The organism is Phaeobacter sp. HS011, assembly GCF_018101215.1.
Classification (GTDB): domain Bacteria; phylum Pseudomonadota; class Alphaproteobacteria; order Rhodobacterales; family Rhodobacteraceae; genus Phaeobacter; species Phaeobacter inhibens.
In genome coordinates this window covers 260,982-280,133 of the sequence record NZ_JAGEUF010000002.1, presented here as the reverse complement: position 1 = coordinate 280,133, position 19,152 = coordinate 260,982, and the positions used below count along the sequence as shown (strand labels likewise).

Below are 19,152 nucleotides of genomic sequence, written 5' to 3'. Positions count from 1 at the left end.
AGGCGACGCCGTGCTGTGCTCGGATGGAGGCAATGGCTACAAGGATCTTGCGGCTGCGCGCGACCTGGAGCACTTCGTGGTCGGGAGCAGGCCGGGCACGCCTGTCGCGGCAGGCTGCTATCATATCCAGAATGTGAACTCGCTCCACGCTCGCTACGGCAAGTTCATCGAGCCATTCTGTCAGCCGACGACGAAGAACCTCAACGACTACATCTGGTGGCTTGAGGCTCGGATTGGCGGGGTGCAACCGGCTGACGTGATACGGGCTCCTGAAGTCAGAGCCCGGCGGAGCAGGATATTCGGCGTGTCTGTGCCGAACGCACAGGGTCGGCGACGACGCGAGTCGTCGTTGCTGACCTGCGCTATGGACGCCTCGGATCTCCTGGCGCCTCGGCTGCCAGGTATCCCCGGTATCGAACCAGCAGTTGCTTCGTGACCGGCGCCAGTATCTTGACGTCGAAATGGAACTTGCCTTCGGCGACGAACTCACGCGCGATTGACACAGGGAGCAGCCGATGCGGCAGGTGTATCGGCCCCACCCGCCCTGCCGTGACCGGATAGTGAAGCTCGCCGTCCCGAACCTCGAGACCGATCGAGAACATGAACGGGCCGAACTTCTCACGCATCCCTTCGGGACCGACGGACAGGTGGGAGCGGAACGTGCTCGAGCCAAAGCGCCGGAGCCAGGTTTCGCCGCGGGAGGTGACCGTCTTGATCACGTCGACCTCAATGTCCGGCGTCGCGGTAGGGAACCGGAAGATCGCGCAGAGCAAGTGGGGCCAGACGCCCGCGCCTCGCTGGACCTCGCATCGCCCGGCCCACCGCGAGGTGCCGAGCGTCAGGTGGGTCTCCTTCACTGCCTCAGGCAGCGCATCGAAATCCGGCCCCAGCACGCGGGGGAAGATGGGTGAGGTTGGCGCAACGCTGCGCTCGGTGACCACGCGGAGATCCGTCATCGCGGCCTCAGCCTCGGCCAGCGTGATCGCCTCGATCGCGGGGCCGGCCCCCACCGGCAGATCGCTGCGGCGCAGCAAGGCGCGCGCCGCCACGGCTGGAATAAAGGGGCCGTCGCCATCCTCGGCCAGAAGGCTCCAGCTTCGGTGTTCGTGGCGCGTGGTGACAGATACGGACATGCCTCCGCGGCCGCTGCCGAAGGGCGCCAGGAGATCGGCCAGCACCTTGAACACCTGCACGACCGGCCGGTTCACCGGGATTGGCACGACCCGGCGCAGTCCGGCGAAGAGCGCAAGCCCATATCGCATGACGGCCAACTCCAGCCCCGCGCGGAAGCGAACCGTTTGTGCGCCAAAATGTGCGGGAAACAGGCGCTGGTCCGGCACCTCGATCTGCCACGCCTGCCGGACCAGGCCACCCGGCAGGGTGAATCGCGCCGGCTTCGACCAACCCAAAGCCCGTTCCCACCGGTTGCCACTCCAGACCGGCATTGGGCGCCCCGCCTGGGACAGGATCGACTGCATGACCGACAGGCCTCGAGGTGCGCGGTTCCCCGGGAGGATCGCGGTGTCGATCACCACCGGCACCGCATCGCCAGCAAGGTCATGCACGGCGGCAGAGGACAGGGCCGGAACGGAAGAGAGGCCGGACAGCACGCAAACTCCGGCATCCTGCGCTTCGGCGTCCAGGGCCGAAATGCCTGCGCAGAAGTCCGCATTGTCCGAGAGATCGAGGTAGTGGACGCCGGCCGCGATTGCCGCGTGTGCGAGGCGGTAAGGATCATCTCCATAGGCGTGGAACGGCCCGGCCGCGTCGACGACGACCTCGTATGCCGCCAGCGCGTCGAGGCTGCCAGCTCGATCAAGCCGGATCGCCCGGCAGCCCAGGTCCGCCGCGCAGGACCAGGCCGCTTCCAGGTTCCGACCGGCAACGCAGACCTCGTGCCCGTCGGCCACCAGAAGCCTCGCGAGACGTGCGCCGAAAACACCGTATCCTCCCAGCACCAAAATTTTCAACGGAGCAGCCTCCTTTGGAAGGCAGGGTCCGGGATCGCGCACAGGTCCGCCCGTCCGAATATGGCGTATCTGTTCCGTGCAAGACGCTGGTAGAGCCAGTCCCGAGCCGGTCGCGGCACGATCAGCAGGACCGCGGCCAGTCGTCCCCATCCGCCGAACCGTCGGGCGGCATGCACGACCGCCTCGAAGTCCTGATGTGCGATACCCTCGTCGATGAACAGCCAACTGGAGGGATCGGTCGGCTGGAGCCCGTAATGACGCAGCAAGGCGGCTCCGAGCGGGGTCTGGATCGGGCAGATGCGCACCGCTCCGCTCCGGTCGAGGCGATGGATCAAGCGCGCACCCCAACTGCATAGGGCACATTCCGCATCCATCACGGCAAGCGGTGCATCATCGGGGAACTGCGGAACTTGGGGATCTTGCCGAAAGGAGAACGGTGCGAACATCTTACCTTACTATCTGGAGGCAACGCGGCCCGCCCAAGAATATCTCCGGTAACAGCCTAAGGCGTGCTCCGTGCCCCTTACCGCCAGACTGATGTGCCGAAGTATGCTGACCTCGGATAAGTAGCGGGCTTTCACGGGCCATTCAAGGGATGGCAACTTGGTCGGACGCAAAACTGAGCGATAGGTTCTGACTTGAGGGTGTCGCCAACACGGTTTGTGGAACCCCCCAAACATAAGCGATGTGGTTTTCTGAGGCAGATTTGATTTGGGTTGTGATGTGCTGAAAAGGAGGCATTGTCACGCCGAAGTATTGTGTGGAGAACGTTGGTTCTCTGCGCGATCACGGAAACATAAAAACCCGGCACTAAGGCATGCCGGGATTATATCATTTACTGTAAAGGGCTGGACTGTTCAGGCCCTTTTTCCTTTTCCGGACAGCCCGCCCCGAGCCGGGCAACAATTCAGACGCTGATTTGCTCCGGCGGGTTGTCGAGCAGCGCACGCAGGCGCAGCATCGCCTCCTCAAACCGTTTGGGCGAGACATGGCCATTCACCGCGATCCGCACCGCGTTGGGCGCGCGACCATCGCGCAGGGCAAATTCATCTGCGGATCGGATCTGTACGCCCTCAGCCTCGGCGGCGCGGGTGAAGGCGGCGGCGCGCCAGCCTGAGGGCAGCTTCAGCCATAGAAACGGAACGCTGCCCGACCAGACCAGATCAAACCCGCCCAGAGTGTTGACTGCGATCCGTATATAGCTGTCCATTTCCCGGCGCACATCGGCGACCAGTTTCCTGGTACGCGGATCAGACAGCAGAATACGCGTCAGCTCGGCAACCGGCTGGGCAATCCCGAAATAACTGTATTCCGCCATCCGCCGCAGGTCCCGGCCACGCCCCTTGGGGGCCAGCGCAAACCCAACTCGCAGCGATGGTGTCAGGGTCTTGGAAATCGACGAAACATGCCAGGAGAGATCCGGCGCCAGCGCGCGGTAGCTTGGCGCGCGGGCTTCGCCCATGCGATAACAGTCATCCTCGATGATCTGCACCTCATGGCGACGTAGCACTTCAAGGATCTGCTTGCGACGTTCCAGCGGCGTGTAAAGCCCGGTTGGATTATGCACCTCGGGACTGGTGCAGAGCACCATTGCGCCGGTTTTGCGGATCGCCAGCTCCAGAGAGTCCGGCAGAATGCCATGCTCATCCATCGCAACGCCCACAACCCGGGCGCGCACCAGTTCAGCGGCGCGCCGGAACCCGGCGTATGAGAGATCTTCAACAAGCACCGTCGGCTGTGGTCCCTTCAGGATAGCCTGCATCACCGTCAGGATGCCATTCTGCCCGCCGTGGGTCAGCACCACATCGCGCTCATCCAGCGGACCCAGCGGGTCCTGCGACAGCCAGTCGACCACAGCCTCACGCAAGGGGCGGTAGGCATCCCTCGTCGGGTAATTCAGAAATTGTAGCGGATCCCCTTGAGAGACCTTGACCAGCGCCTCACGGATCGCAGCCACCTGCCCCACATCCACCAGCCGTGGGCTAAACAGGCTGACATGACCCGGATCTTTGACTTCCTTCAGGTGCAGCTGACGCGACCAGACGTCATCCTGAACCTTGGTTTCCGGTTCCGCCACGAAGGTGCCGCGCCCCACCTCTGCCTGCAACAGCCCTGCATCCGTCAGCAGAGAATACGCCCGCGCCACGGTGCCTGGGGTGATTTTCAGCTGGTAAGCAAGCTCCCGCACCGGCGGCAACTTTGTACCAACACAAAGCGTACCATCCTCAACCGCGTTTCGGATTGTATCGGCGACCCTCTGATATTTGGGACCGGATCGGCCAGAAAGGTCGGTTGGCAGCTCATCCGGCCAAATTGTACCCATTACAATCCTTCCTTGGACATGATGTCCCACAAATTGTACCCAAGCATTGTGATATTAACACAGGATTGTATCAATACAATAGGAAAATGCCATGACACAGAACGCAACAACACCCTCGCCGGATATGCTCTATCTCTCCAGCCGCCCCGCCCTGCCGGTGCTGGCGGAGGTTGCAGTCTCCTTTGCGGTTCTGGTCACCAAATGGACAGTGCGCCAGCGCACCCGCCAGGCATTGCGCCAATTGCCTCCGGAACTGCTCAAAGATGTTGGGCTGACCCGTGAAGAGGCACGGCATCAAGGGACTCTTCCGTTCTGGCGCCCATGATCCCCGGGCAACGGAACCACCTTACGGCCGGGGCTTGCCCCGGCCTTTTTTATGGGCTGATCCCGTTCATTTTACAAAAAACCTCTTGATCGAATCCCGCCCCCACCATAGATGCCGCTTCACTTTCGGTACCGATCCCAACCCCGGACTCTTATCCGGGGGGGCGCTAAGGGCCGGCTGGATTGTCATCTACTGGAACGAAGGGGAGTGTCATGACGGACGCCAACCTCTTCCAACTGGGGATCGGTCTGGAGACAGGCGCCCAAGAGGAAGATACCGCCCGCAGTGCAACCACTGCGATCGTAAACTCACTTGTGGATTCGGATCGCGAAGACCATTTCATCCGTCGGGATGGAAAGGTGTTTGCCGGAACCCATCTCATTATCGAGGTCATGAACGGCAGCGGTCTGGATTGCGAAACCCGCATTCAGAACGCCTTCCGCAAATGCGTCGAGGTCTGTGGCGCAACGCTGCTGCACATCCACACCCATAAGTTCTCGCCGCAAGGCGTGTCTGGCGTAGCCGTACTGGCCGAAAGCCATATCTCCGTCCATACTTGGCCCGAGATCGGCTATGGCGCCTTTGACGTCTTCATGTGCGGTGATGCCGAACCGTGGAAAGCGGTTGATGTGCTGAAAGAAGCCTTTGATACGCCCACCGTTGAGGTACGCGAACTGCTGCGCGGCGAGGAATTCCTCGCCAAGGGGATCCCATCCAAGGAGGTCGCAGCATGAGCGATCAGACCTGGAACACCGAACGCCTGCACGCGCATTACGCGCAATCCCTGCGCGTCGATGAGATGCTCTATGACAGCAACACCGAGCATCAGCGCCTGAAGGTGTTTCAGAACGGCCAGTTCGGCCGCATCCTGACGCTGGATGACGTGGTACAGACCACCGAAGGCGACAACTTCATCTACCATGAGATGCTGACCCATGTGCCGATTCTGGCCCATGGCAACGCAAAACGCGTGCTGATCATTGGCGGCGGCGACGGCGGCATGGCCCGTGAGGCGCTGCGCCACACCTCGGTCGAGCATGTGACCATGGTGGAAATTGACGCCGGTGTGGTGGATTTCTCCAAAGAATACCTGCCCATGCTGAGCGATGGCGCCTTTGATGATCCGCGCCTCAATCTGGTGATCAACGACGGTGCACTCTTCATGAAAGAGAACACCGAGACGTTTGATGTGATCATCGTCGATTCCACCGATCCCATCGGCCCCGGCGAAGTGCTGTTCACCGACACCTTCTATGGCCACGCAGCCCGTTCGCTGTCTGAGGATGGCATCATCGTCACGCAAAACGGTGTGCCCTTCATGCAGGGCGATGAGCTGACCGGCACCTTGCGCGCGTTCCAAGCGCTGTTTGCCGATGCCTCCTGCTATCTGGCCACCGTGCCAACCTATGCCGGCGGCCCCATGGCGTTCGGCTGGGGCAGCCATTCGGACAAGGCGCGCAACGTGAACCTGGCGGATGTCGAGGCGCGTTATACAGCGGCTGGAATCGATACCGGATATTACAACCCGGAGGTTCACAAGGCCGCCTTTGCCTTGCCGAACTATGTGAAAAAGCTGTTCCCGTAAGGGACAGGCATCAGGGGGCTTCGGCCCCCTTTTTCTTTGCTCTGCTGACAAATGATCACATCGCACGGACATCAGGCGTTCGGGCCGTGGCGGCCCACCCCTCGCCTTGCACTCCAAATCCCCCTTGGCCCGAGCCTCGCTTCTTGCTAGGCGCGATGGGAGCGAAACAAAATCTGGCAGGCCCCCATGCAGCGCGACCCGATCCTCGTTGTTGACCGCGACACCGGAGAAACCTTTGAGGAGGTGGTGCTGGGTGAAAAATGGATCCGCTGGGCCTATCAGAGCGCCAGTGCCAAGCCCGTGGAAAAGCTGCTGTTCCGCTCCGCCCTGATCAGCCGACTGATGGGCGCTTGGTTCGACTCGCGGTTTTCCAAGGGGAAGATCAAAGCCGTGGTCGAGGACCTTGCCATCGACATGAGCGAGGCGACGGAACCAACGGAAAGCTATGCAACTTTCAACAGCTTCTTCGCCCGCGATCTAAAGCCTGAGGCGCGCCCCTTTCGCGACGACCCCCGCGAAATCGTTAGTCCCGCAGATGGCCGGGTGCTGGTGTTTCCTGAACTGGCCGAGGATGTGTTTGTCCCCGTAAAGGGCCATCCGATGTCCGTTCGCACCATGCTGCCCGGGATCGCGGACCGCTTCGTCGGTGGCGCGCTGGCCATCGTCCGGCTCTGTCCTGCGGATTACCACCGCTACCACTTCCCCGCCGCCGGTCGCATTGCGGGCGCGCAGGACCTAGCAGGCGCGCTGCATTCGGTGAACCCCATCGCGCTTGGCGCCGGGCCGGATGTCTTTGGCGAGAACAAGCGCAGCTGGACCCTGATCGACACAGACACCATTGGCAGCTACGCCTTTGTCGAGGTGGGGGCCTTCGGCGTTGGCTCCATCATCAACACCCGCACCTCAGGCGCCGTGCAGAAGATGGATGAAAAGGGCTATTTCAAATTCGGCGGCTCCACCGTTGTGGTGGTGTTTGAACCGGGCCGCGTGCAGTTCAGTGACGATCTGGTCGCCAACAGCGCCAAGGGCCGCGAAACCCTTGTGAAAGTCGGCCAACCGCTGGCCACCGCGCTCTGACGCCTAGCGCTCTGGCGGGATTGCATAGGTCATGGTGGAGCGCGCCACCGGTCGCGGATCCCCTTCCGAGAACAAGAGCACATCGCCCACCGCCAGCTGGCGTCCCAGTTTCAGCAGCTTGCCCTCTGCCACCAGAGGCGTGCCGCCGACCGGCTTGCGCATGAAATCGAAGGAGGCATTGGTCGTCACCGCCAGCGCCTTGCGGCCCAGTCGCGACAGAACCAGCGCGTAGACCGTAACATCCGCCAGCCCGAACATTGACGGTCCAGAGATCGTCCCGCCCGGGCGCAAGTGGCGCTCATCCACCAGCAGCCGCATCGTGATGCCGTCCTCGTCCAATCTGTCGATTACAAAATCATTGGCCACCTCTGCAAATACCTCATGCAAATAGGCGCCCAATCCTTCGGCATCAAAAGCCAAGCCCATGCTGTTCTCTCTCCCTCAAATTTAGCGGTTCCCTGCGAGCGGATGTCGCATGGGGCGGCGGCGCAATACCGGTTCCCCCCTCGGCGCCACATGGTCTAACGTTGGCCTCAATCCGGGGAGGGACACAAGATGACAATTTTGGAACGTCACGACAGCAACGGCATCGCCACACTTCATCTGAACGCGCCAGACCGGCTGAATGCGCTCTCTGACGCCATGCTGGCGGCCTTGCAGGCAGAAATCGACAGTCTGCGCGACGACCGCGAAACCCGCGTGGTGATCCTTGCCGGACGGGGCAAAGCCTTCTGCGCCGGCCATGATCTGCGTGAAATGACGGCAGAGCGTAAGGCCGAGGATGGCGGACAGACCTATTTCGCCGATCTCTTTGCCCGCTGCACCGAGGTAATGTTGGGCCTGCAACAGATCCCTCAGCCGGTAATCGCGCAGGTCCACGGCATTGCCACCGCAGCCGGCTGCCAGTTGGTCGCCTCCTGCGACATGGCTGTCGCTGCCGAGGGCACGCGGTTCGGTGTCAACGGCGTCAATATCGGCCTGTTCTGCTCCACCCCCATGGTGGCGCTCACCCGTAATATCTCGCGCAAACATGCGTTTGAGATGCTAACCACCGGTGAATTCATCAACGCCGCCCGGGCCGAAGAACTGGGCCTGATCAACCGCATCGCCGCAGCTGAGGATCTGGCCGAGACCACAAATGCCCTCGCCCAAACCGTGGCAAGCAAACTCGGCGCCGCCGTCAAGATCGGCAAACGCGCGTTTTATGACCAGCTTCAGCTGCCCACAGCCGATGCCTATGCCCATACCGGCGCCGTGATGGTCGAAAACCTGATGTTGCGCGACACGGTCGAAGGCATTGATGCCTTTCTGGAAAAACGCGATCCGGACTGGAAAAATCGCTGATCCGCTCAAAAAATCTAAAAGACGTCGAAAATTTTAGTCTTTGTTTACGATTGGCGATTTATTGTTTCCATGTCGGGTCTTTCAAACAAGGCAAGATCATGGCAAAGATTGGGCAGGGCTTGTGAGACACGGTCACAAACCCCGGCACAATTAGGGTCGCTGATGCGGACCGTCCCTCCACCGGGTCTCTCCCCCGGCCAGACAGTTCCCCAGCGACCCCAATACCCCTCCCGGTCAGACCAATCGAGACTGCCACTGATGGCGATGGGATTGCACAGCCCCCAAAACCCCAGTTTTTCGCACCGATCAGCACAAGCAGCACCGCGCAATATTGCGTGACGGCCCCAGCTGCCCTATGTGGCGGGCATGACAAAAACATTGCATATCGTGGGCGGCGGCATGGCCGGCTCAGAGGCCGCATGGCAGGCCGCACATATGGGCGTAGACGTGGTGCTGCATGAAATGCGCCCCAAGGTGGAAACCTTTGCCCATCAAACCGGCAATCTGGGTGAGATGGTCTGCTCCAACTCCTTCCGCTCGGACGATGATGAACAGAACGCTGTCGGCCTGCTGCATTGGGAAATGCGCGCTGCCAATGGCCTGATCATGTCCACTGCTGAACAGCATCGCCTGCCCGCCGGTGGCGCATTGGCCGTGGACCGCGAGCCCTTTGCCGAAACCGTCACCGCGCGGCTGAAAGCGCTGCCAAATGTCACTGTCTCCTATGAAGAGATCACCGACCTGCCAACCGATGGCCACTGGATCTTTGCCACCGGCCCGCTGACCTCTGCCAGCCTGGGTCAGGCCATTCAACAGGAGACCGGAGCCGAGGCGCTGGCCTTCTTCGACGCCATCGCCCCGATCATCTACGCCGACAGCATCGACATGTCGAAGGCCTGGATGCAGTCCCGGTATGACAAGGGCGAGACCGAGGAAGAGCGCACCGCCTACCTCAACTGTCCGATGGACAAGGACCAGTACGAGGCCTTCATCGACGCGCTGCTCGCCGCCGACAAGACCGAATTCCACGAGGGCGAAACCGCTGGCTATTTCGACGGCTGCCTGCCGATCGAAGTGATGGCCGAACGCGGCCGCGAAACCCTGCGCCATGGTCCTATGAAACCCGTAGGCCTCACCAATCCGCACCAGCCCGACATTAAGGCGCACGCCGTGGTGCAGTTGCGCCGTGATAATGCGCTGGGGACGCTGTTCAACATCGTCGGCTTCCAGACCAAGATGAAATACGGCGCCCAGACAGAAGTGCTGCGGATGATCCCGGGGCTGGAAAACGCCAGCTTCGCCCGTCTTGGCGGCATTCATCGCAACACTTTCCTGAACTCGCCGACGCTGCTGGACAATCAGATGCGCCTGAAGTCCAGGTCCAACATCCGCTTTGCTGGTCAGATCACCGGGGTTGAGGGCTATGTCGAAAGTGCTGCGATGGGTCTGCTGGCCGGCCGGATGGCCGCTGCCGAAATCCTCGGTCTGGAGCTGCCCGAGGTGCCACAGGACAGCGCCATGGGCGCCCTGATCCACCACATCACCGGTGGCGCCGAGGCCAAGACCTTCCAGCCGATGAATGTAAACTTCGGCCTGTTCCGCCCGGTCGATGGCCTCAAGGGCGGCCGCCGTGGCCGCAAGGACCGCTACAAAGCCTATACCGACCGGGCAAAGGCCGCCTGGCAGGAGTGGCTGGCAAACTTTTCCTAGACGCCTCATGCGGGCAGCGCCTAAGCTGTCCCTATGAGCGAAAAGTTTCTGGACAAGGCCTATGACCTTGACACACCGGAAGCGACCCAGAAACATTACGATGACTGGGCCGCCTCCTATGACGCCGAGATCGCCGAGAATGGATATGCCACACCGGGACGCATTGCCGAGGCTTTGGCACGCGCCCATGCTGATGTGACCGAACCGGTTCTGGATTTTGGCTGCGGCACCGGCCTGTCGGGCCTCGCCCTGCGACGCCAGGGATTTCAGACCATCGACGGGATGGAACCTTCCGGGGAAATGCTGGAACAGGCACGTGGCAAAGGCGCCTATCGGCGACTGACGCAGATCGAGGTCACGGACCCCCAACCAATCGCCAAAGGTGCCTATCGTCTGATCACCGGCTGCGGCGTATTGGGCACCGGTGCCGCCCCTCCAGAAGTATTTGATATGATTATGCACGCCCTGCCACGAGGTGGGTTATTTGTGTTTTCCTACAATGAACACGCGTTGGAAGACCCGGCCTACACCGGGAAACTCAATGAATGGCTGGACTGTTCCGCCGCGCGACTGCTATCTCGGGAGCACGGCGATCACCTCCCCGGTATTGACCTTAAGTCCACAGTCTACGTAATTGAGAAGTCTTGATATTCACCACCCGCTTTGCCCCGTCGCCAACTGGACCACTGCATCTGGGCCACGCCTATTCCGCACTTCTGGCGCATGATATGGCACAGGCCAACGGTGGCCGTTTTCTACTGCGGATTGAGGACATCGACACGGCCCGGTCCCGCCCACACTGGGAACAGCAGATCTATGAGGATCTCACCTGGCTGGGCCTTAACTGGCCGCAGCCGGTGATGCGGCAATCACAGCGGCTGCCCCGCTACCGGGCCGCGCTTGATCAGCTGAGCGCTATGGGACTCACCTATCCCTGCCGCTGCAATCGCCGTGATATCGAGGCCGCCGCAGGTGCGCCGCAAGAAGGTGTCCCACAATTCGGCCCCGATGGGCGCATTTACCCCGGCACCTGCCGGAACCGCCCGATGGCGGAGGCTGGCGCCGAGGATGTGATCCGCCTCAACATGGAGAGCGCTGTAAACGCTGCTCGGCTGCGGCCCTTCACCGAGACCGGAGAGACATATAACGGCCAATACCCGCTTGATCCTGAGCGACTGATAACAACGGTCGGCGATATCATCCTCGTGCGGCGCGGCATGGGCAGCGCCTATCATCTCTCGGTGGTGGTGGATGACGCCGACCAGCATATCACCCATGTGGTGCGGGGCGCAGATCTGTTTGAGGCCACGCAGATCCACGTGCTGCTGCAAGCGCTGCTTGGCCTGCCAACACTGACCTACCACCATCACAATCTGATCCGCGACGAGCAGGGCAAGCGCCTCGCCAAACGCGACGATGCCCGCGCTATCGCCAAATACCGCGCCGAAGGCGCTACCCCGCAGGATATCCGCGCCCTGGTTGGCCTCATTGAGGCCCGCCCCGCCCCATCTTCTGGCTAAAAATATCCCCGCCGGAGGCACGGCCCCTCCGGGCCGTCTCCAGCTGGCAGCACGCCTTAGGCCATCGGCTGCATCAACTCCACCTCTTCGCCATCGCGAATGGCGGTGTAGAAACAGCTGCGGCGGTTGGTGTGACAGGCAGGACCGCTCTGACGCACCACCGCCAGAAGGCAATCGCGGTCGCAATCCACCCGCAGATCCACCAGCGCCTGCACATGGCCGGAGCTTTCCCCCTTGACCCAGAATGCCTGACGGGACCGTGACCAATAGGTGACTCTGCCGCTCTCCAGTGTTTTCATCACCGCATCAGCATTCATCCAGGCCATCATCAGGACCTCACCGCTGTCTTCCTCCTGCGCAATGCAGGGGATCAGACCGGCCTCATTATACTTTAGGCTAAGAGGATCAAAGGACATGGCAAAAACCTTTTGCATCTGGGAACTGGCCCCCTATGTATTGGGAACAGCGCATAAGGGAAAGCCCGAGGTACCCCATGTCCGGCGAGACCGATCTGATAAAACTCTACTCCTCACGGATCCTGGCGCTGGCCGCCGATATTCCCCATCTGGACCGGCTCGACACCCCGGATGTGACGGTGAAAAAACGCTCTCCCCTCTGTGGCTCGACGGTGACGGTGGATCTGCAGATCAAGGAGGGCGCAATCGCCGCCTTTGGTCAGGACGTGAAAGCCTGCGCGCTGGGTCAGGCCTCCGCCGCTGTTGTCGGTGAGGTCATCCTTGGCCGCACCCTGCCTGAGATCGCGCAGGCCCGCCAGCAGCTGAAGGCAATGCTGACCGAGGACGGGCCAGTTCCCGATGCCCCCTTTGACGGGTTCGAAGTGCTGATCCCGGCGCGGGAATTCAAGAACCGCCACGCCTCGATCCTGTTGGCATTGGATGCCACCTACGAGGCGATGCAGACCCATCAGGAACAGACCTGCGCCTGACAAGGCAGCACCTGCACCCGCCGCCGATCCGCAGGGCGCGCGCCTGCACTGCGATCTGCTCGCCGGTATCTCACCCCGGTTTCTGTACACTCACCGAAAAAACCGCCGCACACCCAAGGGGTGGCGGCGGCAGTATGCTCTCTTATGCGGGACCCGAACGGGACCTGTTGACCTGAGGCAGGTCGGCCAGACCGGCAGGCAAACCGGGCAGGCTTGGGACAGGCGGCCCCGTCCGGCATAAAGAGTGCGATCAGGAAATCTGAAATCTTACGGCTGGCAGCGTCGCGGCCCTACAGCAGCCCGGGCAGGTGCAATCCCGCCACCAGCATCACAACCAGAGCCGCCGCGCCGATGGCGTCTTGCAGCAGTGTCGATTGGGCATTCTGAACAGTCGTCTTGATTTGGGTCATCATGGTACGTCCTCCTGTCTGTCTTGCTATCGCTCTCTGGCGTCTTGTTGCCTATTTGTTCTCATATTCAGCGGAACCTGTAAAGAACTTTATGAGAACATTTGCGAACACCGGGGAGCATGGAACGGAACAGCAATAGAAACGCCGACAACGGATGCCGCGTTTTCTGTGCCGCCTCTAAGCTGAGTTGAGATTAACCCACGGAAATCAAACGAATTGCCTGGTCCTGCTTCATCAGCCACAGAAGAACCCGCGCCGCCTGCCCCCGAGGGCTGGACAGATCGGGATCAGAGGCCAGCAACGCCCGCGCATCACTTTGCGCCACTGCCATCAGACCTGCCTGACGGTCCAGATCGGCGATACGGAATCGCGGCAGGCCCGATTGCGCGGTGCCGATAACATCACCCGCACCACGCATCTCCAGATCGGTCTCGGCAATGCGAAAACCGTCCTCGGTTTCGCGCAGGATCTCCAGACGTTTCTGCCCACCCTTGCTAAGCGGCGCCTGATAGAGCAGCAGACAGGTTGAGGCCGCCTCTCCCCGTCCGACACGCCCCCGCAGCTGGTGCAGCTGCGCTAGGCCAAAGATCTCTGCCCGTTCAATCACCATGATCGACGCATTGGGCACGTTGACCCCCACCTCAATCACTGTGGTGGCGACCAGAACCTTGGTCTCACCGGCCTGAAACGCCGCCATGGCGGCGTCTTTCTCTACCGCTGGCATCTGCCCGTGAACCAGTCCGACCACCCCCTCTCCCAGCACCGCGCGCAGCTGCTTGAATCGCTCCTCGGCGGCGGTGAGGTCCATCACCTCGGATTCTTCGACAAGAGGGCAAACCCAATAGCATTGCCGCCCTTCGTCGATGGCCCCCCGCAGGTGGCTGACAACCTCCTGCATCCGATCTGTACTGATGACGGCGGTTTTCACCGGTTTGCGCCCCGGTGGCTTTTCATCCAGCACCGAGACATCCATATCGCCATATTGCGTCAACGCGAGAGACCGTGGGATCGGCGTTGCGGTCATCACCAGAACATCCGCGCCCTTGCCCTTTTCAGCCAGCTCCATCCGCTGGCGCACACCAAACCTGTGCTGCTCATCGACAATCGCCAGACGCAGATCCTGAAACGCCACATCCGCCTGAAACACCGCATGGGTGCCCACCAGAATCTGGATATCCCCCCGCGCCAGCGCCGCGCATTTCGCAGCCCGTTCGCGGCCTTTGTCGCGGCCGGTCAAAATCTCCAACACCACGCCAGCAGTTTCCGCAAGCGGGCGCAGCGCCTCCAGATGCTGACGCGCCAGAATTTCAGTCGGAGCCATCATCACGCCCTGCCCACCCGCTTCAACTGCGACCAGCAAAGCCATGAAAGCAACCAGAGTTTTCCCGGCACCAACATCACCTTGCAGCAAGCGGTTCATACGCGCGTCCCGCGCCATATCAGCGGTGATCTCATCAATGGCGCGGGCCTGCGCGCCAGTCGGACGATACGGTAAGGCCCCCAGCACCCGCGATTGCAAGGTCCCATTGGCGAGGCTGCTGCGCCCAGGCAGTGCGCGATCCCTTAGCCGCGCCAACGCCAACGTCAACTGATGGGCAAACAGCTCATCATAGGCCAGTCGCGTCCGCCCCGGCGCCTCTGCCGCCAGCGCATCCATCCCATCCGGGGTATGGGCGGCAACCAGGGCCTCTTGCCAGGTCGGCCAGTCCTCCTTGCGAATCTGCGAGGGATCGGCCCATTCCTGAAGCTCCGGCAGCCGGGACAGCGCGCTTTGCGCTGCTTTGAACATCGTCTTTTGCGAGACCCCATGAGTCAGATGATAGATCGGCTCAAACTCCGGAATATCACCGGCCTCCGCCACCGGCACCATATGGTCGGGATGCACCATCTGCGCCATGCCATCAAACAGCTCCAGCTTGCCCGACACCACCCGGCGCGCGCCCTCCGGCAGTTGTGCCTCCAGATAGCGGCTGCGCCCGTGGAAGAACACCAGCTGGAACTCTTCCTCAGCATCGCTCACATGAATGCGGTAGGCACCGCCCTTGTTGCGGGCAGGTCGATGGGCACCGATGGTGACCTCCACCGTGGCAACCGTGGGGTAATCAAGCCCGCGAATACTGTCGCGACGACGGCGATCCACAATCGAATAAGGCAGCGAATACAACAGGTCACGCGGCGTCTCTATATCAATCTGCGCGAAATGTTGCGCCGTCTTCGGGCCGATCCCCTGAAGTGTTTCCAACCCGGCGAACAGCGGAAACAGGATCTCTGGTCTGCCGCTCATGCGCCTGCAATCAGCTCCAGCCAGCCGTCCTCATCCAGAATCCGCACCCCTAGATCACGGGCTTTCTGCTCCTTTGAACCGGCACCGGGGCCTGCGACCAGAATATCGGTTTTCTTCGATACCGAGCCGGCCACTTTGGCACCCAGACCTTCGGCGCGGGCCTTGGCCTCTGCTCGGGTCATCTTCTCCAATGTGCCGGTAAACACCACCGTCAGCCCGGTCACCGGACTGTCATTCTGGGGCGCCTCCGGTGGGATAATGTCCAGATGGCCGCGCAAGGCATCAAAGGCGGCCCGTTCTTCGGTATTGGCAAAGGCATCGGACAGCGACACCCCAAGCGTGGCGCCAATTCCGTCAATCCCCGTCAGGTCGTCCCACGCCGCGCGGGCCTCTGACGGCACATTCAGCGTCGCAACGGCACGGTCGCGCGCCTCCTTGATCCGGGCGCGGCGGTTCTCCTGCGCGGCCGCGACCCGTTCGCGGTCCTCCGCCTCATCCGCGGCCCGTTGCGCAAGCGCCGCCGGACGGGCCGTATCCACCGCCGCAGCCATCGCGTCCCAATCAGCATAATGCAGCGCCAGATCGCGCGCGCCGACCTCGCCCACATGACGAATCCCTAGGCCGAAGATCAGCCGAGCCAGCTCAATCCGGCGCTTTTCCTCAATCGCGGCAAACAGATTCGCAGCCGAGGTCTCGCCCCAGCCGTCGCGGTTTTTCAACTTGGCGAGGGTCTTTGCATCACGCGCCTGAAGGGTGAAGATATCAGCAGGCGTTTTGATCGCCAGCACCGCGTCACCATAGAAGGCTTCGATCTGCTTCGCACCCAGACCGTCAATATCAAAGGCTTTGCGCGAGACGAAATGCTTCAGTTTTTCAACCGCTTGTGCAGGGCAGATCAGACCACCCGTACATCGACGCACCGCATCCCCCTCCTCGCGGACCGCATCACTTCCGCACTCAGGACACGCCGCTGGGAAGGCAAAAGGCACCGCGTCCTCGGGGCGTTTGGACAGATCCACATCGGCAATCTTGGGGATCACATCCCCCGCACGATAGACCTGCACCCAGTCGCCGATCCGGATATCCTTGCCGTCGCGGATCTCTTCACCCTTGGAATCCAGCCCGGCAATATAGTCCTCATTGTGCAATGTCGCGTTGGAGACAACGACGCCGCCCACGGTGACCGGCTGCAACCGGGCCACCGGGCTGAGTGCGCCGGTACGTCCCACCTGAATGTCGATGCCCTCCAGCCGCGTCCAGGCCAGTTCCGCAGGGAATTTATGCGCGATCGCCCATCGCGGCGTGGTTGAGCGGAAGCCGAGACGCGCCTGCAACGCCAGCGCATCGACCTTGTAGACCACGCCGTCAATATCATAGCCCAGCGTCGCGCGCTGCGCCTCGATCAGGCGGTACTGCGCGATCAGCGCGTCTGTCGTGCTGCAATATTTGGTCAGCGGGTTGGTCTGAAATCCCATCTCCCGTAGCCGCGTGAGCGCCTCAAACTGTGTCTCTGCCAAAGGTTCCGACAGCTCGCCCCAGCTATAGGCAAAAAAGCGCAGCGGCCGCGACCGGGTGATCTCCGCATTCAGCTGGCGCAACGATCCCGCCGCCGCATTGCGCGGATTGGCAAATGTCTTGCCCCCCTGCGCAGCGTGACGATCGTTCAGCGCCGCGAAATCCTCATGGCTCATATAGACTTCGCCCCGCACCTCCAGCACCGCCGGTGCAGCAGCGATCTCTTGCGGGATATCAGCAATTGTGCGGGCATTTTCAGTGACATTCTCCCCCACCGCGCCATCCCCGCGGGTGGCGGCATGGATCAGCTTGCCATTCTCATAGCGCAGCGACAGCGACAACCCGTCGATTTTCGGCTCTGCCGTATAGGCGAGCGGATCTGATGCGCCGAGGCCCAGGTATTTGCGTAGCCCCTTGTCAAAGTCGCGCACATCCTCATCGTCAAACGCGTTGCCCAGTGACATCATCCGCTGCGCATGGGTGATCTTGCCAAAGCCGGAGGCCACCGGCGCACCGACCGTCTCAAGTGCGGTTGCCCCATCGGCCAGTTCCGGAAAATGCTCGGCAAGCGCGCGATATTCACGTTTTTTGGCATCATAGTCGGCGTCGCTGATCTCCGGATCATCCGCCTGATGATAGGCAAGATCGGCGGCGCGCAGCTCGTCCTGCAGTAACAGGAAACGGGCGCGGGCTTCGTCGCTGGTCAAACTCTTAAGATCGTTATTGCCTGACTGTGTCACGGTTCTCGCCTCGCTTTGTCTTAGCTAGGTGATAGGACGGTGACGCCATCGCGTCCAGCCGCAGCACGGCTTGCAGATGTGAAAAATCCCGCCGGGGCGGGATCGTTCGGGTGTCAATTTAGGGTGGTAGAGTGCCGTCTCAGGCCCCTACAGCCATCCGATGGCCACCGGACAACTGATCGTCCTGCGGATCGCGCAGCACATAGCCCCGCCCCCAGACCGTTTCGATGTAGTTGTCACCACCTGTCGCCGTGCTCAGCTTCTTGCGCAGCTTGCAGATGAAGACGTCGATGATCTTCAGCTCAGGTTCATCCATACCGCCATAGAGATGGTTGAGGAACATTTCCTTTGTCAGGGTAGTTCCCTTCCGCAGGCTCAGCAGCTCCAGCATCTGATATTCCTTGCCGGTCAGATGTACGGCTTTGCCGCCCACCTCAACCGTCTTGGCGTCCAGATTAACGGAAATCTTGCCGGTGTTGATGATTGATTGCGAATGCCCCTTGGAGCGGCGGATGATGGCGTGAATACGGGCCACCAGTTCCTCGCGATGGAAGGGTTTCGTCAGATAGTCATCGGCCCCGAAGCCAAAGCCCTTGATCTTGTTCTCGGTGTCATCGGCACCGGACAGGATCAGGATCGGCGTCTCGATACGAGCCATCCGCAGCTGCCGCAGCACCTCGTGGCCGTTCATATCGGGCAGGTTAAGATCCAGCAGGATCAGATCGTAATCATATAGTTTGGCAAGATCGATCCCCTCTTCGCCGAGATCGGTCGAATAAACGTTGAGGTTCGCATGAGTCAGCATCAACTCAATGCTCTTCGCCGTTGTTGGATCATCCTCAACAAGAAGAATGCGCATATTATTTTCTCCGCCTGTACACTGTTTCCCTCAGGTCGAATTAACCTTGCTGGAAAAAAGTTAATGGCCCGTTACCATGATGGTTAATTTGCGCGATCACCTCAAGTGTGAATGATTTTTTTGCGTCAGGATTTACGATAGTCTTTAAGACGGGTGGCTTTCAGGGCGTCCTCACCAAAGTCGGCAACAGCAGAAACCCAGCTGCGAAACTCCTCCTCGCTCAGGCCGTAGCGGCGCAATGCCTCGCTCTGCGGGATCAAGCCGTAGAGTACACCGCGCACAACAGCCGCCTTGCGCGATGCCACCCAACGCCGTGTGGTCTTTGGCGGCAGGTCCGCGCGTGTCATCACCGTGCCATCCGGCAGGGTCACAGCGCGGGGGCCATCGACTTTCTTCAAGAACATCTTCTCTTCCTTCGTGTGGATCATCGAAATTGGTCCGTCCCCACATTTCGCGCAAACGCCTTAAGGAGGGATGAACCTGCCCCTTGAGGATCATTAGGATTTTCCTATATTCTGCGGTGTCTTTCCTACATATCCGAGGA

Annotated in this window: 19 protein-coding genes; 9 read left to right on the top strand and 10 right to left on the bottom strand. The window is 61.0% G+C overall.

Annotated elements, in window-relative coordinates; translation table 11 throughout:
- Positions 1–362 precede the first annotated feature (362 nt).
- The 3 genes from J4721_RS04840 to J4721_RS04830 form a co-directional block, all read right to left on the bottom strand.
- Positions 363–1,970 (bottom strand): SDR family oxidoreductase, encoded by a 1,608-nt coding sequence (locus tag J4721_RS04840; protein WP_211002199.1) that lies wholly within the window; start codon positions 1,968–1,970, stop codon positions 363–365.
- Positions 1,967–2,416 (bottom strand): thiol-disulfide oxidoreductase DCC family protein, encoded by a 450-nt coding sequence (locus J4721_RS04835; RefSeq protein ID WP_044040651.1) that lies wholly within the window; start codon positions 2,414–2,416, stop codon positions 1,967–1,969. The genes J4721_RS04840 and J4721_RS04835 overlap by 4 nt, the downstream gene beginning before the upstream one ends.
- Positions 2,417–2,877: 461 nt before the next feature.
- A complete protein-coding gene (locus tag J4721_RS04830; RefSeq protein WP_014879919.1) occupies positions 2,878–4,293 on the bottom strand; it encodes a PLP-dependent aminotransferase family protein in 1,416 nt (471 codons plus the stop codon).
- Positions 4,294–4,384: 91 nt separating this feature from the next.
- Between J4721_RS04830 and J4721_RS04825 the strand changes: the two genes are divergently transcribed.
- The 4 genes from J4721_RS04825 to asd all read left to right on the top strand — a co-directional run bounded on the left by J4721_RS04825 (position 4,385) and on the right by asd (position 7,280).
- A complete protein-coding gene (locus J4721_RS04825; RefSeq protein WP_014874563.1) occupies positions 4,385–4,618 on the top strand; it encodes a DUF1127 domain-containing protein in 234 nt (77 codons plus the stop codon).
- 212 nt (positions 4,619–4,830) lie between these two features.
- Positions 4,831–5,352 (top strand): adenosylmethionine decarboxylase, encoded by a 522-nt coding sequence (gene speD, locus J4721_RS04820; RefSeq protein ID WP_014874562.1) that lies wholly within the window; start codon positions 4,831–4,833, stop codon positions 5,350–5,352.
- A complete protein-coding gene (speE, locus tag J4721_RS04815; RefSeq protein WP_076615082.1) occupies positions 5,349–6,203 on the top strand; it encodes a polyamine aminopropyltransferase in 855 nt (284 codons plus the stop codon). Before speD ends, speE begins: the two co-directional genes overlap by 4 nt.
- A gap of 186 nt (positions 6,204–6,389) precedes the next feature.
- On the top strand, positions 6,390–7,280 hold the full coding sequence (asd, locus tag J4721_RS04810) for an archaetidylserine decarboxylase (RefSeq protein WP_211002198.1): 891 nt from the start codon (positions 6,390–6,392) through the stop codon (positions 7,278–7,280).
- Between the two features lie 3 nt (positions 7,281–7,283).
- On the opposite strand, the gene J4721_RS04805 is transcribed toward asd, so the two are convergent.
- The gene (locus tag J4721_RS04805) at positions 7,284–7,706 is read right to left on the bottom strand and encodes a PaaI family thioesterase (RefSeq protein ID WP_014874559.1); all 423 of its coding nucleotides are present in this window, start codon (positions 7,704–7,706) and stop codon (positions 7,284–7,286) included.
- A 129-nt stretch (positions 7,707–7,835) separates the two neighbouring features.
- On the opposite strand from J4721_RS04805, the gene J4721_RS04800 reads away from it, so the two are divergent.
- The 4 genes from J4721_RS04800 (at position 7,836) to gluQRS (ending at position 11,854) form a co-directional block, all read left to right on the top strand.
- Positions 7,836–8,624: an enoyl-CoA hydratase gene (locus J4721_RS04800; RefSeq protein ID WP_211002197.1), complete on the top strand. Its 789-nt coding sequence runs from the start codon at positions 7,836–7,838 to the stop codon at positions 8,622–8,624.
- 366 nt (positions 8,625–8,990) lie between these two features.
- The gene (trmFO, locus tag J4721_RS04795) at positions 8,991–10,334 is read left to right on the top strand and encodes a methylenetetrahydrofolate--tRNA-(uracil(54)-C(5))-methyltransferase (FADH(2)-oxidizing) TrmFO (RefSeq protein WP_211002196.1); all 1,344 of its coding nucleotides are present in this window, start codon (positions 8,991–8,993) and stop codon (positions 10,332–10,334) included.
- 33 nt (positions 10,335–10,367) lie between these two features.
- Positions 10,368–10,982 (top strand): class I SAM-dependent methyltransferase, encoded by a 615-nt coding sequence (locus tag J4721_RS04790; RefSeq protein ID WP_102874362.1) that lies wholly within the window; start codon positions 10,368–10,370, stop codon positions 10,980–10,982.
- Positions 10,979–11,854, top strand: coding sequence for a tRNA glutamyl-Q(34) synthetase GluQRS (gene gluQRS, locus J4721_RS04785; RefSeq protein WP_211002195.1), 876 nt, complete (start codon positions 10,979–10,981; stop codon positions 11,852–11,854). The genes J4721_RS04790 and gluQRS overlap by 4 nt, the downstream gene beginning before the upstream one ends.
- A gap of 56 nt (positions 11,855–11,910) precedes the next feature.
- Here gluQRS and hisI read toward each other — a convergent pair whose 3' ends face one another.
- Positions 11,911–12,288: a phosphoribosyl-AMP cyclohydrolase gene (hisI, locus tag J4721_RS04780; protein WP_102854554.1), complete on the bottom strand. Its 378-nt coding sequence runs from the start codon at positions 12,286–12,288 to the stop codon at positions 11,911–11,913.
- Positions 12,289–12,347: 59 nt separating this feature from the next.
- Between hisI and J4721_RS04775 the strand changes: the two genes are divergently transcribed.
- The gene (locus J4721_RS04775) at positions 12,348–12,800 is read left to right on the top strand and encodes an iron-sulfur cluster assembly scaffold protein (protein ID WP_027247390.1); all 453 of its coding nucleotides are present in this window, start codon (positions 12,348–12,350) and stop codon (positions 12,798–12,800) included.
- A gap of 290 nt (positions 12,801–13,090) precedes the next feature.
- Here the strand turns inward: J4721_RS04775 and J4721_RS19835 are convergent, their stop codons facing one another.
- From J4721_RS19835 to J4721_RS04755, 5 genes are all read right to left on the bottom strand, one after another.
- Positions 13,091–13,213: a hypothetical protein gene (locus J4721_RS19835; protein ID WP_024097384.1), complete on the bottom strand. Its 123-nt coding sequence runs from the start codon at positions 13,211–13,213 to the stop codon at positions 13,091–13,093.
- Positions 13,214–13,403: 190 nt separating this feature from the next.
- Positions 13,404–15,494 (bottom strand): ATP-dependent DNA helicase RecG, encoded by a 2,091-nt coding sequence (gene recG, locus J4721_RS04770; RefSeq protein WP_211002194.1) that lies wholly within the window; start codon positions 15,492–15,494, stop codon positions 13,404–13,406.
- Entirely contained in the window at positions 15,491–17,749 is a 2,259-nt protein-coding gene (gene ligA / locus J4721_RS04765) for an NAD-dependent DNA ligase LigA (RefSeq protein WP_371816057.1), read from the bottom strand. The genes recG and ligA overlap by 4 nt, the downstream gene beginning before the upstream one ends.
- A gap of 139 nt (positions 17,750–17,888) precedes the next feature.
- On the bottom strand, positions 17,889–18,608 hold the full coding sequence (gene ctrA / locus J4721_RS04760; RefSeq protein WP_102854551.1) for a response regulator transcription factor CtrA: 720 nt from the start codon (positions 18,606–18,608) through the stop codon (positions 17,889–17,891).
- A 125-nt stretch (positions 18,609–18,733) separates the two neighbouring features.
- Positions 18,734–19,012, bottom strand: coding sequence for a DUF1153 domain-containing protein (locus J4721_RS04755; RefSeq protein ID WP_014879908.1), 279 nt, complete (start codon positions 19,010–19,012; stop codon positions 18,734–18,736).
- Positions 19,013–19,152: the final 140 nt, after the last annotated feature.